Origin of the sequence: Promicromonospora sp. NPDC019610, from assembly GCF_044389365.1 — a bacterium.
Taxonomy (GTDB): domain Bacteria; phylum Actinomycetota; class Actinomycetes; order Actinomycetales; family Cellulomonadaceae; genus Promicromonospora.
Window position 1 is genome coordinate 841,980 of sequence record NZ_JBIRXX010000003.1, and the last position, 14,995, is coordinate 856,974.

The 14,995-nt window shown below is 71.3% G+C and carries 9 protein-coding genes; 7 read left to right on the forward strand and 2 right to left on the reverse strand.

What is annotated here, in order from left to right; translation table 11 throughout:
- Window positions 1-17: 17 nt before the first annotated feature.
- Window positions 18-1,208, forward strand: coding sequence for a cytochrome P450 (locus ACH45N_RS24805; RefSeq protein ID WP_397398607.1), 1,191 nt, complete (start codon window positions 18-20; stop codon window positions 1,206-1,208).
- A gap of 187 nt (window positions 1,209-1,395) precedes the next feature.
- Here the strand turns inward: ACH45N_RS24805 and ACH45N_RS24810 are convergent, their stop codons facing one another.
- Entirely contained in the window at window positions 1,396-2,925 is a 1,530-nt protein-coding gene (locus ACH45N_RS24810) for a flavin-containing monooxygenase (protein WP_397398608.1), read from the reverse strand.
- A 157-nt stretch (window positions 2,926-3,082) separates the two neighbouring features.
- On the opposite strand from ACH45N_RS24810, the gene ligA reads away from it, so the two are divergent.
- Entirely contained in the window at window positions 3,083-5,491 is a 2,409-nt protein-coding gene (gene ligA, locus ACH45N_RS24815; RefSeq protein WP_397398609.1) for an NAD-dependent DNA ligase LigA, read from the forward strand.
- A 205-nt stretch (window positions 5,492-5,696) separates the two neighbouring features.
- Window positions 5,697-8,738, forward strand: a complete 3,042-nt coding sequence (locus tag ACH45N_RS24820) for a family 16 glycoside hydrolase (RefSeq protein WP_397398610.1) — start codon at window positions 5,697-5,699, stop codon at window positions 8,736-8,738.
- A gap of 82 nt (window positions 8,739-8,820) precedes the next feature.
- Here the strand turns inward: ACH45N_RS24820 and ACH45N_RS24825 are convergent, their stop codons facing one another.
- Window positions 8,821-10,002, reverse strand: coding sequence for an ROK family protein (locus tag ACH45N_RS24825; protein ID WP_397398611.1), 1,182 nt, complete (start codon window positions 10,000-10,002; stop codon window positions 8,821-8,823).
- A gap of 75 nt (window positions 10,003-10,077) precedes the next feature.
- Here ACH45N_RS24825 and ACH45N_RS24830 point away from each other — a divergent pair, with 75 nt between their 5' ends.
- From ACH45N_RS24830 to ACH45N_RS24845, 4 genes are all read left to right on the forward strand, one after another.
- Entirely contained in the window at window positions 10,078-11,619 is a 1,542-nt protein-coding gene (locus ACH45N_RS24830; protein WP_397398612.1) for a sugar ABC transporter ATP-binding protein, read from the forward strand.
- 17 nt (window positions 11,620-11,636) lie between these two features.
- Entirely contained in the window at window positions 11,637-12,593 is a 957-nt protein-coding gene (locus tag ACH45N_RS24835) for an ABC transporter permease (RefSeq protein WP_397398642.1), read from the forward strand.
- Between the two features lie 83 nt (window positions 12,594-12,676).
- On the forward strand, window positions 12,677-13,729 hold the full coding sequence (locus tag ACH45N_RS24840; protein ID WP_397398613.1) for a substrate-binding domain-containing protein: 1,053 nt from the start codon (window positions 12,677-12,679) through the stop codon (window positions 13,727-13,729).
- A 75-nt stretch (window positions 13,730-13,804) separates the two neighbouring features.
- Window positions 13,805-14,983, forward strand: coding sequence for a Gfo/Idh/MocA family protein (locus ACH45N_RS24845; RefSeq protein ID WP_397398614.1), 1,179 nt, complete (start codon window positions 13,805-13,807; stop codon window positions 14,981-14,983).
- Window positions 14,984-14,995 lie beyond the last annotated feature (12 nt).

Genomic DNA, 14,995 nt, shown 5'->3' on the forward strand with positions numbered 1-14,995 from the left:
AAGACATTCCGGACCGGATGCAGCTGTCGGACATCACGACCGCGCGCGACCCGCACAAGCTCTACGAGCGGCTGCGGGACGAATGGGGCCCCGTGGCCCCCATGGACCTGGAGCCGGGGGTGCCCGCCTGGCTCGTCCTCGGGTACGACGAGGCGAGCAGCGTGATGCGCAACGAGCTGCTGTTCTCGCGCAACTCGCGCAACTGGCGGTACGTCCAGGAGCGCTCCCTGCCCGCCGACTCCGGCGTGTTCGCGGCGCTGGCGCCCCGCGAGAACGCGTACTTCCTGGACGGGATGCAGCAGCGCCGGCTGCGCGCCCCGCTCGACGACGCGCTCGGCGGCGTCGACGAGAAGCGCCTGGCCCGTACGGTCGCGGTGACGTGCGAGGCAATCATCGACCGCCTCATGCCGCGCGGCGAGGCGGACCTGGTGAAGGACTACGCGGTGGCGGTGCCCGTCATGGTCATGACCGAGATGTTCGGCATGAGCCTGTCCGACGGGAACAAGATGCACGAGCTCACCGAGGCCCTGTACGCGGGCAAGGAGAAGGCGCGTGCGGCGGCGACGGAGCAGGAGTCGCTGCTCGCGGTGCTCGTGGCGACCCACCGGGCCGAGCCCGGCGAGGACCTGACCACGGCCCTGGTGAACCACCCGAACCACGCGAACGACGTCGAGGTCATGGCCTCGATCGGCGTGATGTTCAGCCTGGGGCACGACGCCGAGATCGCCTGGATCGCGAGCACCCTGCACATGATCCTGACCGACCCGGCGTTCGCGGCCCGCGTGCGTCGTGGCCGGCTCGACCTCGACGACGCGCTGGACGAGGTCTCCCGGCGTCATCCGCCGGCGCCGCACGTGCTGCCCCGCTTCGCGCGGCAGGACTGCGAGCTGGGCGGACGCCGGATCGCGCTCGGCGACGCCCTCGTCCCCGCGGTGGCGGCGGCGAACGCCGACCGGGCCATCCGCACGGACGACCCGTGGGAGGAGCTGGGCAGCCGGTTCCACCTCACGTGGGGCGCGGGCGCGCACTCGTGCCCCGCGCACCGCATCGGCCCGCTCATCGGCCGCATCGCCGTGGACACCCTGCTGCGCCGCATCCTCGACATGGAGCTGACGGTGGCGTACGACTCGATCAAGATGTCGGTCTCGCCGTGGTCGCGCTACCCGCGCAGCCTGCCGGTCCGCTTCACGTCCCCGACGACCGGCTGACGACGACCGGCTGACGACGACCGGCTGACGACGACCGTCTGGCGATGCCGTCTGACGGCGTCGTACGCGGCGTCCGACGCTGCCGGACACCGCCGGACACACCACGGGCCCGGCCGGATCTCCCGGCCGGGCCCGCGGTGCGTCCTGACTGTGTCGCAGAAGGACGGACTCAGGGTGGAGCTGGTCGTCAGCCCACGGACGAGTCCGAGCTGACGCGGTCCTTGGGCGCCTGGGCGCGGATCTTCTCCTTCAGGCGCGGCACCACGTTCTTGTAGGCGGACGGGTCGATCGGCAGGAGCCACTGGATCGCCTGGGCGCGCTGGCTGATGTTCACGCCGGCCTCGTCCAGGGTCTCGTCGATCTGGTGCATCGAGAACGGGATGACGTTGGTGCCGCGGGCGTGCTTGCCGCCCGTGCGCTGCTCCATCCAGGCCACGCGCTCGGCGACGTGCTTGCGGCGCTCCTCGATCGAGGGCAGCTCGACGACGCCGGCCAGGTACGCGGCGATCCAGATCGCGCCGGCCTCGGCGGACAGCGGCGAGAACAGGGACGAGTTGTAGCCCGCGAAGGTCAGGTTCGGCACGCCGTCGGGCAGGATCTGGCGGTAGAGCTTGTAGTTGCCGTTCTCGTCCAGCAGGCGGGCGGACACGGCGTCGTCCAGGAACGGCACGCGCTGGTGGAAGCCGGTGCCGCAGACGACCAGGTCGGCGGGGATCCGGGCGCCGTCGCTGAGCACCGCGACCGGCCGGTCGCCGTCGGCCTCGAACCGCTGGATCTCGGTGTCGCGGTGCACCTTGATGGCGCCGCTCGCGACCTGCTCGTAGAACCCGTCGGTGGACAGCGACACGGTGCTGTTGGCGATGTCGGCGAACTCGCCCCGGGGCACGAGCCCGAGCTTCTTGAGCTTGAACTGCCAGGTCGCGACCGACCCGATGCTCGAGAGCATGCTCGCGCGCACCTTGTCGCCGGGGCCGTGCAGGAACCGCTCCATGCCGTTGTCCAGCTCCTGGTACTTGAACAGGGCCTCGCCGAGGCGGGACAGCAGCAGGTACTTCATGTTCAGGGAGTTGGCGATGCGCTTGGGCATCTTCCACAGGAGGCGCCGGGCCACGACGGTGGTGGTCTCGGCGACCACGCCGATCTCGGCGGCGACGTCGCACGCCGACTTGCCGTAGCCGACCACCACGACGTTCTTGCCGCGGGCGTCCTCCAGGTTGTTGAGCTGGCTGGAGGCGACGAGTTTGCCGCCGGCGCGGACCAGGTCGGCGTAGCCCTCGTACTGCGGGAAGACCGGGTCGGAGAAGATCCCGTTGGCGACCACGAGGTGGTCGAACCGCTCGGGTGCCGAGACGGGGGCGCCGATGCGGCGCGCCGTCACCATCCAGCCGTCCTCCGCGTCGGTGAGCTCGGCGCGCACGACCTCGGTGGCGAGGCGCAGGTAGGGGCGCAGCTCGAACTTCGCGACGTACCGCTCCAGGTAGGCCTGGACCTGCTCGCCCGTGGGCCACTCCGGGTAGTCGCGCGGCATCGGCAGGTCGGAGAACGCGTACGAATCCTTGTTGTTCTGCGTCCGCAGACCGGAGTACCGGCGGGTCGCGCTCCACACCCCGCCGACATCCGGCGCCTTTTCGAAGACAGTGACCTCGTGGTCGAACTCGCGGAGGGTTTTCGCGGTGGCGAGACCTGCGAACCCGGCACCGACGACGGCGATCTTCAAGGGACCCCTGCTCTCAGTAGATTTGCGGCATTTTGCTCGAATGGTAGCGGGACCCGCTCGTGCGCGATAGGGGGCGGATCCTGGCGAAAGGCCAGGTCGGCAGCATCTTCGGCGCAGGCGTCCACAGGTCACCGCTCGGATGTCAGTGGTTCACGCCATGATTGTGTCCGTGAGCGAGACGACAGGCATCCCGGGACCGGCCGACGCAGGCGACGAGGCGGCGGCGCAGCGCCGATGGGCGGAGCTGGTCGCCCAGATCGAGGAGGACCGGCGGGCCTACTACGAGAACGACTCGCCGGTGTCGTCCGACGCCGACTACGACGTGCGGATGCGCGAGCTCGAGGAGCTCGAGGCGGCGCACCCGGGCCTGGTGACGCCGGAGTCGCCCACGCAGAGCGTCGGTGGTGTCGCGACCGCGGGATTCGCCACCGTGGAGCACATCGAGCAGATGCTGTCGCTCGACAACGCGTTCAGCACCGAGGAGCTCGCGGTGTGGGCCGACAAGGTGCACCGCGACCTCGGCACGGACACCCCGGGCCTGCTGTGCGAGGTCAAGATCGACGGCCTGGCGATCTCGCTCGTGTACGAGAAGGGCCGGCTGGTGCGCGGCGTCACGCGCGGCGACGGGCGCGTGGGCGAGGACGTGACGCGGAACATCCTGCGGATCGCGGGCATCCCCCAGCAGCTCTCCGGCACAGGCCACCCCGACCTGGTCGAGGTACGCGGCGAGGTGTTCATCCCGGTGGCCACCTTCGCGAAGCTCAACGAGCTGCAGGGCGCCATCCGCGAGCGGCTCGTGGCCGAGGCGCAGGAGCGCGCCGAGCGGCAGCCGGGCGGCAAGGAGTTCGACGTGGAGAAGGCGCGCCTCGCCGCGCTGCGCCGCTTCCCGCAGTTCGCCAACCCGCGCAACGCGGCGGCGGGTGGGCTGCGGCAGCTCCTGGAGAACAAGGAGGGGCCCGAGCTGGAGGCCGGGATCGCCCGCGTCGAGGGCCTGCGCATGTACGCGCACGGCGTGGGCGCGCTGCAGTGGCAGGCGGGCGAGCACGAGGAGCTCGCGCGGCAGTCCGACGCGTACGCCCTGTTCGAGCAGTGGGGCATCCCCGTCTCGCCGCACAACCGGGTGGTCGACGGGCTGGACGGCGCGCTGGAGATGATCGAGTACTTCCGCGAGCACCGGCACGACATCGAGCACGAGCTCGACGGCATCGTGCTCAAGGTCGACGCCCTGGAGCAGCAGCGCAAGCTCGGCTCGACCAGCCGCGCGCCGCGCTGGGCGATCGCCTTCAAGTACCCGCCGGAGGAGGTCAACACCCGGCTGCTCGCCATCCAGATCGGCGTCGGTCGCACCGGCCGCGCCACCCCGTACGCCGTGATGGAACCGGTGCTGGTCGCCGGCTCCACGGTGCGCCAGGCCACGCTGCACAACCAGGACGTGGTGCGGGCCAAGGGCGTGCGCATCGGTGACGTGGTGGTGCTGCGCAAGGCGGGCGACGTGATCCCCGAGATCATCGGCCCGGTGTCCGCCCTCGCGGACGACGGCTACCCGCGCGAGGACTTCGTCATGCCGGCGAGCTGCCCCGAGTGCGGTACGCCCCTGCGGCCCATGAAGGAGGGCGACGTCGACCTGCGCTGCCCCAACGCGGAGTCCTGTCCTGCCCAGGTGCGCGGGCGGGTCGAGCACATCGGGTCGCGCGGCGGCCTGGACATCGAGGCCCTCGGCGAGGTGACCGCCGCCGCCCTCACCCACCCCGACGTGCCCGAGACGCCTCCGCTGGTCACCGAGGCCGGGCTGTTCTCGCTCACGCTCGACCAGCTCCTGCCCATCGAGGCGGTGGTGCGTGACGCCGACACGGGCCTGCCCAAGATGGACGACGACGGCGTGGTGCGCCGCCGCGCCCCGTTCCGTCGCCGCCTGTCCTACAGCAAGGCACAGCGCGTCGCCGCCGAGGAGGCGGGCGAGACCCTGCCGGAGTGGGAACCGTCGGCGAACGCGACCAAGCTCCTCGACGAGCTCGAACGTGCCAAGACCAAGGACCTGTGGCGCATGCTCGTCTCGCTGAACATCCGGCACGTCGGGCCGGTCGCGGCCCGGGCGCTCGCGGGCTGGTTCGGGTCGGTGGACGCGATCGAGGCGGCGTCGGAGGAGGAGCTCGCGGCCGTCGAGGGCGTGGGCCCCGTGATCGCCGCCGAGATCAAGGCCTGGCTCGCCGTGGGCTGGCACCAGGAGATCCTCGCGGCCTGGCGGGCGGCCGGCGTGCGACTCGAGACGCCGGGGCACCCCGGTCCGGCGGCGATGGCCGAGGCCGACACGGAGCCCACCGGACCGCTGGCGGGCCTCACCGTCGTGGTGACAGGCTCCCTGGTGGACTTCACGCGCGACGGCGCCAAGGAGGCCATCCTCGCCGCGGGCGGCAAGGCCTCCGGCTCGGTCTCCAAGAAGACCGACTACGTGGTGTTGGGAGAGAACGCCGGCTCCAAGGCGGCCAAGGCCGAGGCGTTGGAGATCCCGACCCTGGACGAGGACGGGTTCAAGGCGCTGCTGGAGGGCGGCCCGGCGGCGCTGTGAACCGGGCCCGACAGCCACCGGGCCTGACAGCCACCAGGCCTGACAGCCACCGTCCCGACGTGCCAGACCCTCAGGTCACCAGGGTGACCTGAGGGTCCGACCTGCCCGCAGCGGTAACGCTCGCCATCTGACAACTTTTGCTTGACGTCCGACAGAAGTCCTCGTAGGTTCTAGCCGCAAGGTCAATGCCGACCGAGGAGAGCTCATGCGTCAACGTGGAACCAAGACTCGCACGAGACAGGCGGCCGCAGGTGCGACCGCCGTCGCGCTGACAGCGGTGATGCTGTCCGGCGCCCTGCCCGCCGCCGTCCCCGCAGCGTCGGCGGCGGCCGACCTCCCGCCCCAGGAGCCGGGCGTCACGCTGAGGACCTACGACCTGGCCCGCGACCTCAGCGAGCTGTGCACGCTCCGCTCGGGCCAGACGCCCAACGTCGACCAGCTCAAGCCCACCATCGACTACTCGACCGAGGCCGACTTCGGGATGGGCGAGCGCTTCATCGCGCACGCGCTGGCCAACCTGGACGTGCCGGCGGACGGCAACTACGAGTTCCGCCTCACCAGCGACGACGGCTCGCGCCTGGTGATCGACGACGCCGTCGTCATCGACCACGACGGCCTGCACGAGGCGACGTCCAAGGAGGGCACCGTCGCGCTCACCGCCGGGTACCACGACCTGCGCGTGGAGTACTTCGACAACACGAACGACAACATCCTGAAGCTGGAGTGGCGCACGCCGGGCACCGGCGACTTCGTCGTCGTGCCGTCCAGCGTGCTGAGCACCGAGGCCGGCGTCGTGCGCGTGACGGCCCCCGGCACCAAGTACTGCGAGGGTCAGGGCGACACGGCGGGCGACGGCATGCGCCTCGACTCCGTGTACCCGGGCTACACCCTGACCGACCTGCGCCCCGACGGCTTCGAGCCGATGGTCGCGGGCCTCGACTGGACCGACGACGACCGCCTCGCCGTGGTCACGTCCGGCTCGGTGAGCCCCGGCGGCTGGGTCGAGGACCCGGAGCCCGGCGAGGTCTTCCTGCTCGACAACGTGACCGGCGCGACCTCGAAGGACCAGGTCACGTACGAGAAGGTCGCCACCGACCTGTTCAACCCGATGGGCGTGGCCGTGATCGGCGAGTCGATCTACGTCTCGGAGCGGGACAAGCTCACCGAGCTCACCGACCCGGACGGCGACGGCTTCTACGACGACCACCGCACCGTGGCCGAGTGGCCGTTCGGCGGCAACTTCCACGAGTTCGCCTTCGGCCTGCTGTACGACGACGAGAGCTTCTACGTGAACCTCTCCGTGGCCATCAACAACGGCGGCGCCACCACGGACCCGCAGCCCGCCGAGAACCGCGGCACCGCGATCAAGGTGGACCGCGAGACCGGCGAGGTCGAGTTCGTCGCGGGCGGCCTGCGCACGCCGAACGGCATGGTCAAGGGCCCGGACGGCGAGCTGTTCGTCATGGACAACCAGGGCGCCTGGCTGCCCAGCTCCAAGCTGGTGCACATCGAGCAGGGCAAGTTCTTCAACCACTTCACCAACCCGTCCGGCCCGTACGACGCCCAGCCCGTCTCCGCCCCGGCGCTGTGGGTGCCGCAGAACGAGATCGGCAACTCGCCGAGCGCCCCGGTGCAGCTCACCGAGGGCCCGTACGCGGGCCAGCTCGTGTTCGGCGACGTCACCTACGGCGGGCTGCAGCGCGGCTTCCTGGAGAAGGTCGACGGCGAGTACCAGGGCGCTGTCTTCCGGCACTCGGCGGGTCTGGAGGCGGGCGTCAACCGCACCGTCGTCGGTCCCGACGGCGCCCTGTACGTGGGCGGCATCGGCGAGGGCGGCAACTGGAGCGAGCCGGGCAAGCTGCGCTACGGCCTGCAGAAGCTCACGCCGAACGGCGAGGACGCCTTCGACATGACCGAGATGCGGGTCACGAAGAAGGGCTTCGAGATCGAGTACACGCAGCCGCTGTCGGCGGAGACGGTGGCCAAGATCGCGGAGAACCCGAACGCGGCGTTCCGCATGGACCACTGGCGCTACGTGCCCACCCGGGCCTACGGCGGCCCCAAGGTCGACGAGCAGCAGCTGTTCGTCTCGGGTGCCACGGTGTCCCGGGACCGCACGAAGGTCACGCTCACCGTGGACGGGCGTCAGCCCGGTTACGTGGTGCACCTGCGCAGCCCGCGCCCGTTCGCGGACGCGGAGGGCCGGGAGCTGTGGAACACGGAGGCCTGGTACACGCTCAACGCGATCCCGGGCCACAAGGCGCCGGCGGGGTTCCAGGAGGCAGAGGAGGCGACGCTCCGCGGCAGCGCGAACGTGGCCAACGAGCACAACGGCTACTCCGGCTCCGGGTTCGCCGCGGGCTTCACCGACGTGGGCGCGTCCGCGACCTTCACCACCACCGTCAAGCGCGCGGGCACCCAGCCCGTGAGCCTGCGCTACTCGAACGGTCCCAACCCGTTCCAGGGCACCAAGACGGTGTCGGTGCTCGTCAACGGCGAGGAGGTCGAGCCGTGGGCGCTGGAGTCCACGGGCGACTGGAAGACCTGGGCGACGGCGACCCGGTCGCTCGACCTGCGCAAGGGGGTCAACACCATCACCCTGCGGTACGACGAGGACGACGACGGCAACGTCAACCTCGACCTCCTCAAGGTCGGTGGCGGGGCCGACATCTGCGAGCCGAAGCGGTACGAGCGTGGCTACACCGCGCTGTTCGACGGCACGCTGGCCTCGCTGGACGGCTGGAACATGGCCGGCCCGGGCTCGTTCGGCCGCCAGGCCGACTGCACGATCCGTGGGAGCGGTGGCATGGGTCTGCTCTGGCACTCCACGGAGCTGCACGAGTACAGCCTGAAGCTCGACTGGAAGCTCAAGAAGGACGACAACGGCGGCGTCTTCGTCGGCTTCCCGGACCCGGGCAACGACCCGTGGGTCGCCGTCAACCAGGGGTACGAGATCCAGATCGACGCCACCGACGAGCCGGACCGCACCACGGGCGCGATCTACACCTTCCAGGGCGCCGACCCGGAGGTCGTGGAGCGGGCGCTGAAGCCGGTCGGGTCGTGGAACTCCTACGAGATCCGGGTGGAGGGACAGACGATCAAGGTCTTCCTCAACGGTGCGCTGGTGAACGACTTCGTCAGCACCGACCCCGCGCGCGACCTCGCCCAGGGGTTCATCGGGCTGCAGAACCACGGTCAGGGCGAGGCGGTGAGCTACCGCGACGTCCGGGTCAAGGACCTGAGCTAGCCCATAGACGCTAGCCCACAGACGTCAGACGCTCAGGTCCCGGGAGGGACCTGAGCGTCTGACACGTTGCGGGGGAGCGGGGTCACGCCACCAGGCGGTCCACTGCCTCCGAGGAGAGCGCCTGGTCCACCGCCATGGCGCTCGCGCCGAGCACGCCCGCCTGCGTGCCGGTGCGGGCCGTGACGATCCGCAGGTGCTGCGTCGCCAGGGGCAGGGACCGCTGGTAGACGACCTCGCGGATGCCGGCCACGATGTGCTCACCGGCGTCGGCCAGGATGCCGCCGATCACGATCATCGACGGGTTGAGCAGGCTGACGCTGGTGGCGAGCACCGCGCCGATGTCCCGGCCGGCCTGGCGCACGGCTTGGCTCGCGGCCACGTCGCCCGCCCGGACCAGGGCGACGACGTCGGCGGGCGTGACCGCGCCGTCCAGGCGGCTCGCCACGGCCTGACCGCTGGCGATGGCCTCCAGGCAGCCGACGTTGCCGCAGCGGCACACGATGTCGGTGACCCCGGGCACGGCGACGTGCCCGATGTCGCCCGCCGAGCCCTGGGCGCCGCGCCGCAGCGCGCCGTCGGCGATGATGCCCGCGCCGATGCCGGTGGCGACCTTGACGAACAGCAGGTCGGCCACGTCGGGCCAGGCCGCGCGGTGCTCGCCCAGCGCCATGATGTTCACGTCGTTGTCCACGAGCACGGGCGCGTGGAACCGGGCGCCGAGGATCGCCGGCACGTCCGCGTTGTCCCAGCCCGGCATGATCGGGGGGTTGTTCGGCTTGCCGGTCGCGTGCTCCACCGGGCCGGGCAGACCCACACCGACGCCGGCGAGCTCGGCCGTGGTCCGGCCCGCCTCGCGCAGCAGCTCGGCGCCCGTCTCGGCCACGCGGTCGAGCACGAGGTCCGGACCGTCCGTGATGAGCAGCGGCAGGTCGCGCTGCGCCAGGATCGTCGAGGCGAGGTCGGTCAGGGCGAGCCGCGCGTGCGTCGCACCGAGGTCCACCCCCAGCACCACCCGGGCGGACGGCGCGAACGCGAAGGTCGCGGGCGGGCGTCCGCCGGTCGACGTCGCCTCGCCCGCGGGCGCGATGAGACCCGCCGTCATCAGCAGGTCGATGCGCGCCGCGACGGTCGACCGCGCCTGCCCCGTGACGGCCGCCAGATCTGCCCGCGTGCGGGGTCGCCCGTCGCGCAGGAGCTGGAACATGTCCCCCGCTCCGGACACCTTGGGTACCTGCTGGAATACTTCCCGTGCCACTTCCACCATGTCCCTAGTCAATCATGGTGGGCGAAGTCGCGACTTTTGCTTGACCGTCGCCAGAAGTCCAACTACGTTCGATACATGGTCGACGCGGACCCCCAACCGACAGAGCAGCCGGCGCAGCAGCCCCTGCTGCGGATGCGCGGCATCGTGAAGGAATTCCCTGGCGCGCGTGCGCTCGACGGCGTGGACCTCGAGGTCCTTCCCGGCGAGGTGCACTGCCTGCTGGGCCAGAACGGGGCGGGCAAGTCCACCCTGATCAAGACGCTCGCCGGCGCCCACCAGCCCACGGCGGGCGAGATCCTGATCGACGAGGAGCCGGTCGTCATCGCGGACCCCGTCGCCGCCCTGCGGCTCGGGATCGCGACGATCTACCAGGAGCTCGACGTCGTGGACGGTCTGACCGTCGCCGAGAACATCTACCTGGGGCACGAGCTCGCGACGGGTGGCGTCTCGCGCCGGTCCGAGGCGGCCCGGAACACCCGGAAGATCCTCGACCGGCTGGGCCACAAGGAGATCTCCCCGCACCGCGAGGTGGGCTCGCTGCCCGCCGCGGGCAAGCAGATCGTGCAGCTCGCCCGGGCGCTGTCCCGCGACGCGCGCGTCGTGATCATGGACGAGCCGTCCGCCGTGCTGGACTCCGAGGAGGTCGGCAACCTCCACCGGATCGTGCGCGAGCTCACCGCCGACGGCGTCGCCGTCGTCTACATCTCGCACCGGCTGGAGGAGATCCGCCAGCTCGGTGACCGGATCACCGTGCTCAAGGACGGCCGCACGGTCGCGGAGAGCCTGGTCGTGGCGGACACCCCGACCAAGGAGCTGATCCAGCTCATGACCGGCCGGTCGGTCGAGTACGCGTTCCCCGACCGCCCCGGCGTCGCCGAGGACGCGGACCCGGTGCTGGAGGTCGAGGGCCTCGGGCTCGGCGACGTCTTCGCCGACGTGTCCCTCACGGTGCGCGCCGGCGAGATCGTCGGCCTCGCGGGCCTGGTGGGCTCGGGCCGCTCCGAGATCCTGGAGACGATCTACGGCGCGCGGCACGCGACGTCGGGCAGCGTGCGCGTGGGCGGCAAGCGCCTGCGTGCGGGAGCGGTGGACGCCGCGGTGAGCGCCGGCATCGGCCTGTGCCCCGAGGAGCGCAAGAGCCAGGGCCTGCTCCTGGACGAGCCCGTCTACCGCAACATCACCCTGTCCACCTTCGCGCGCATCGCGCGCGGCGGGCTGCTCGACGAGGGCGCCGAGCGCGCCGCGGCGCGGGAGCAGGTCGAGGCCCTCGACCTGCGGCCCGCCGGCGTCAACCGGCGTGCCCGCACGCTGTCCGGCGGCAACCAGCAGAAGGCGCTGCTGGCGCGCTGGCTCGTGCACGGCTGCCGCGTGCTCCTGCTCGACGAGCCCACCCGGGGCGTCGACGTCGGCGCGCGCTCCGAGATCTACAACCTGATCCGCCGCCTGGCCGACGACGGCGCCGCCGTGATCGTCGTGTCCAGCGAGATCCCCGAGGTGCTCGGCCTCGCGGACCGTGTGCTGGTCATCTCCGACGGCAAGGCGGTCCACGAGGGGCCGGCCCGCGAAATCGACGAGCACGCCGTGCTCGACCTGGTCATGGAAGGAAGTGTGGCGTGAGCCAACGATCGGCCCTCATGGGTCCGGCCCTGCGGATGGGCGGCCTGGTACTCGCCCTCGTCCTCCTCGTCGTCGTGGGTGTGGCGACCGCCGGCGAGCGGTTCTGGAGCACCGGCAACCTCATCACCGTCCTGAGCCTCACGGCCGTGACCGGCGTGGTGAGCATCGGCATGACGTTCGTCATCACCTCGGGCGGCATCGACCTGTCGGTCGGCGCCGTGGTCGGACTGGCGTCCGTCTGGGCCTCGACCCTGGCGACGCAGTACGCCGCCGAGGACTACGGCTGGTGGGTCATCCCCGTGACCGCGCTGGCCGTGGGCCTGGTGGCCGGACTGATCAACGGCCTGCTCGTCGCCTACGGGAAGATGCCCGCGTTCATGGCGACGCTGGCGATGCTGGCGGCCGCGCGCGGGCTCGCGGAGATCATCGCGGGCCGGCAGACCCAGATCGTCGACGTCGAGCCGTTCTTCGACGTCTTCCAGGCACGGCCGCTCGGCGTGCCGACGATCGTGTGGATCTTCGTCGTGGTCGCGGCCGCCGGCTGGTTCCTGCTGAACCGGACCACGTTCGGGCGGCGGACCGTCGCCGTGGGCGGCAACCCGGAGGCCTCCCGGCTGGCGGGCATCAAGATCAAGCGCCACACCCTGTACCTGTACGGGCTCGCCGGCCTGACCGCCGGCATCGGCGCCGTGATCCTGCTGGCCCGCACCACGGCCGGCTCCTCGACCCACGGGACGCTGCTCGAGCTGGACGTCATCGCGGCGGTCGTCGTCGGCGGCACGCTGCTGGCCGGCGGGCGCGGCACCATCACCGGCACCATCCTCGGTGTCCTCATCTTCTCGACGCTCACCAACGTCTTCGTCCTCAACAACCTCGACAGCTCGGTCCAGGCGATCGCCAAGGGCGCGATCATCGTGGGCGCCGTGCTGCTGCAGCAGTGGTTCGCCTCGCGCGAGCGCGTCTCGACGACCTAGCGCTGCCGAACGACCTGGCGCCGACCACCCGGACACCTCACAAGCCAACCCAGCATTTCCACCCCGGATCAAGGGAGATCACGATGACCTCGTCCATTGTTCGCACACGCCGGGTCTCCGGCGTCGTCGTCGCCGCGGCCTGCGCGGCGCTCGTCGTCGCCGGCTGCACCAGCAACGAGCCTCGCGAGAGCGAGGAGACCGCCACGGGTCCCGTCACGGTGACCGAGAACGACGAGCCGGGCGACGAGGTCGTCATCGGCTTCTCCGCCCCCGCCGCCGACCACGGCTGGATGGGTGCCATCACGAGCGCCGCCAAGGCCGAGGCGGAGAAGTACGAGGACGTCGACCTCCAGGTCGCCGAGGGCACCAACGACGTCAACGTCCAGATCAGCCAGATCGAGGGCTTCATCGACCAGGGTGTCGACGCGATCGTGCTCCTGCCGTTCGACGGTGCCGCCCTGACCGACGTGGCCCTGGAGGCCATGGAGGCCGGCATCCCGGTCATCAACGTGGACCGCGAGTTCAGCAGCCCGTTCGCCGCCCGCGCCACGGTGCTCGGCGACAACTACGGCATGGGCGTGAGCGCCGGCACCTATATCTGCGAGCAGCTCGGGGACAACCCGGACGCCGTGGTCGCGGAGATTGCCGGCATCGACTCGCTGCCGCTGACGCAGGACCGCAGCAAGGGCTTCAAGGACGCCCTCGACGACTGCGGGCTCGACGTCGACGCGCGCGTCGCGGCCGAGTTCACCGTCGAGTCCGGCGAGGAGCAGACGGCCAACCTGCTGTCGGCCGAGCCGAAGATCGATGCCATCTGGAACCACGACGACGACCAGGGCATCGGCGTCCTGGCCGCCATCGAGAACGCGGGCCGGGACGAGTTCTTCCTGGTCGGCGGCGCGGGCTCCAGCAACATGATGGAGGAGATCCAGAACCCGGACAGCGTCGTCAAGGCGACCGTCATCTACCCCTCCACCCAGGCCGCGGACGGCGTCAAGTTCGCCCGCCTGATCGCCCAGAACAAGACGGTCAGCGACCTCGCCTCGATCGGCGTCCCCCGCACCGTGCAGCTCTACGCGCCCGTCGTCACGGCGGACAACGTCGAGGAGTACCTGCCCATCGGCTTCGACTCCTGACGCTGTGACACATCGGGACGACGCCCGCTCGGGCGTGCAACACGGCGGTGAGACCACAGTGCGGGGAGGCGCGGGATGAGTACAGCAACGAGCGAGCTCGGCGTCGGCATGGTCGGCTACGCGTTCATGGGTGCGGCGCACTCGCAGGCCTGGCGCACGGCGCCGCGGTTCTTCGACCTGCCCCTCGTGCCGCGCATGCGCGCGGTCGCGGGGCGGGACGAGGCCGCGGTCCGGGCGGCGGCGGACCGGCTGGGCTGGGACGACGCCGTCACGGGGTGGCAGGAGCTGCTGACCCGGGACGACGTCGGGCTGATCGACGTCTGCACGCCCGGCGACACGCACGCGGAGATCGCGGTCGCCGCCCTGGAGGCGGGCAAGCACGTCCTGTGCGAGAAGCCGCTGGCGAACAGCGTGGCCGAGGCGGAGGCGATGACCGCCGCCGCCGAGGCCGCGGCGGAGCGCGGCGTGCGCGCGATGGTGGGGTTCACCTACCGTCGCGTGCCCGCCGTGGCGCTGGCCCGGCAGCTCGTCCAGGAGGGCCGGATCGGCCAGGTGCGGCACGTGCGCGCGCAGTACCTCCAGGACTGGCTGGCCGACCCGCAGACGCCGATGTCCTGGCGTCTCGACAAGCAGAAGGCGGGTTCGGGCGCCCTGGGCGACATCGGCGCCCACGTGGTGGACCTGGCGCAGTTCGTGACGGGCGAGCCGCTCACGGGGGTGAGCGGCCTGCTCGAGACCTTCGTCCACGAGCGGCCGGAGGCGGTCTCGTCCTCGGGTCTGTCCGCGGTGGCCGACACCGCCCGCACGGGCCAGGTCACGGTGGACGACGCCGCGGTGTTCCTCGGGCGGCTGTCGGGCGGCGGGCTGGCGACCTTCGAGGCGACGCGCTTCGCCTGGGGCCGCAAGAACGCGATCCGGCTGGAGGTCAACGGGTCGAAGGGCTCCCTGGCCTTCGACTTCGAGGACATGAACCTGCTGCACTACTACGACGCGACGGACGAGTCGGCGATCGCGGGCTTCCGCCGGATCGTCGTCACGGAGCCGGAGCACCCCTACGTGGCCGCGTGGTGGCCGCCGGGCCACGGCCTCGGCTACGAGCACGCGTTCACGCACCAGGTCGTGGACCTGATGGGTGACCTGGCCGCCGAGCGGCAGCCGACGCCGTCGTTCGCCGACGGCCTGCGCGTCCAGCGGGTGCTGGACGCCGTCGAGCGCAGCGCCGCCGGCGGAGGGGGGTGGGTCGCGCTGGTCTGACCGGTGGATCGG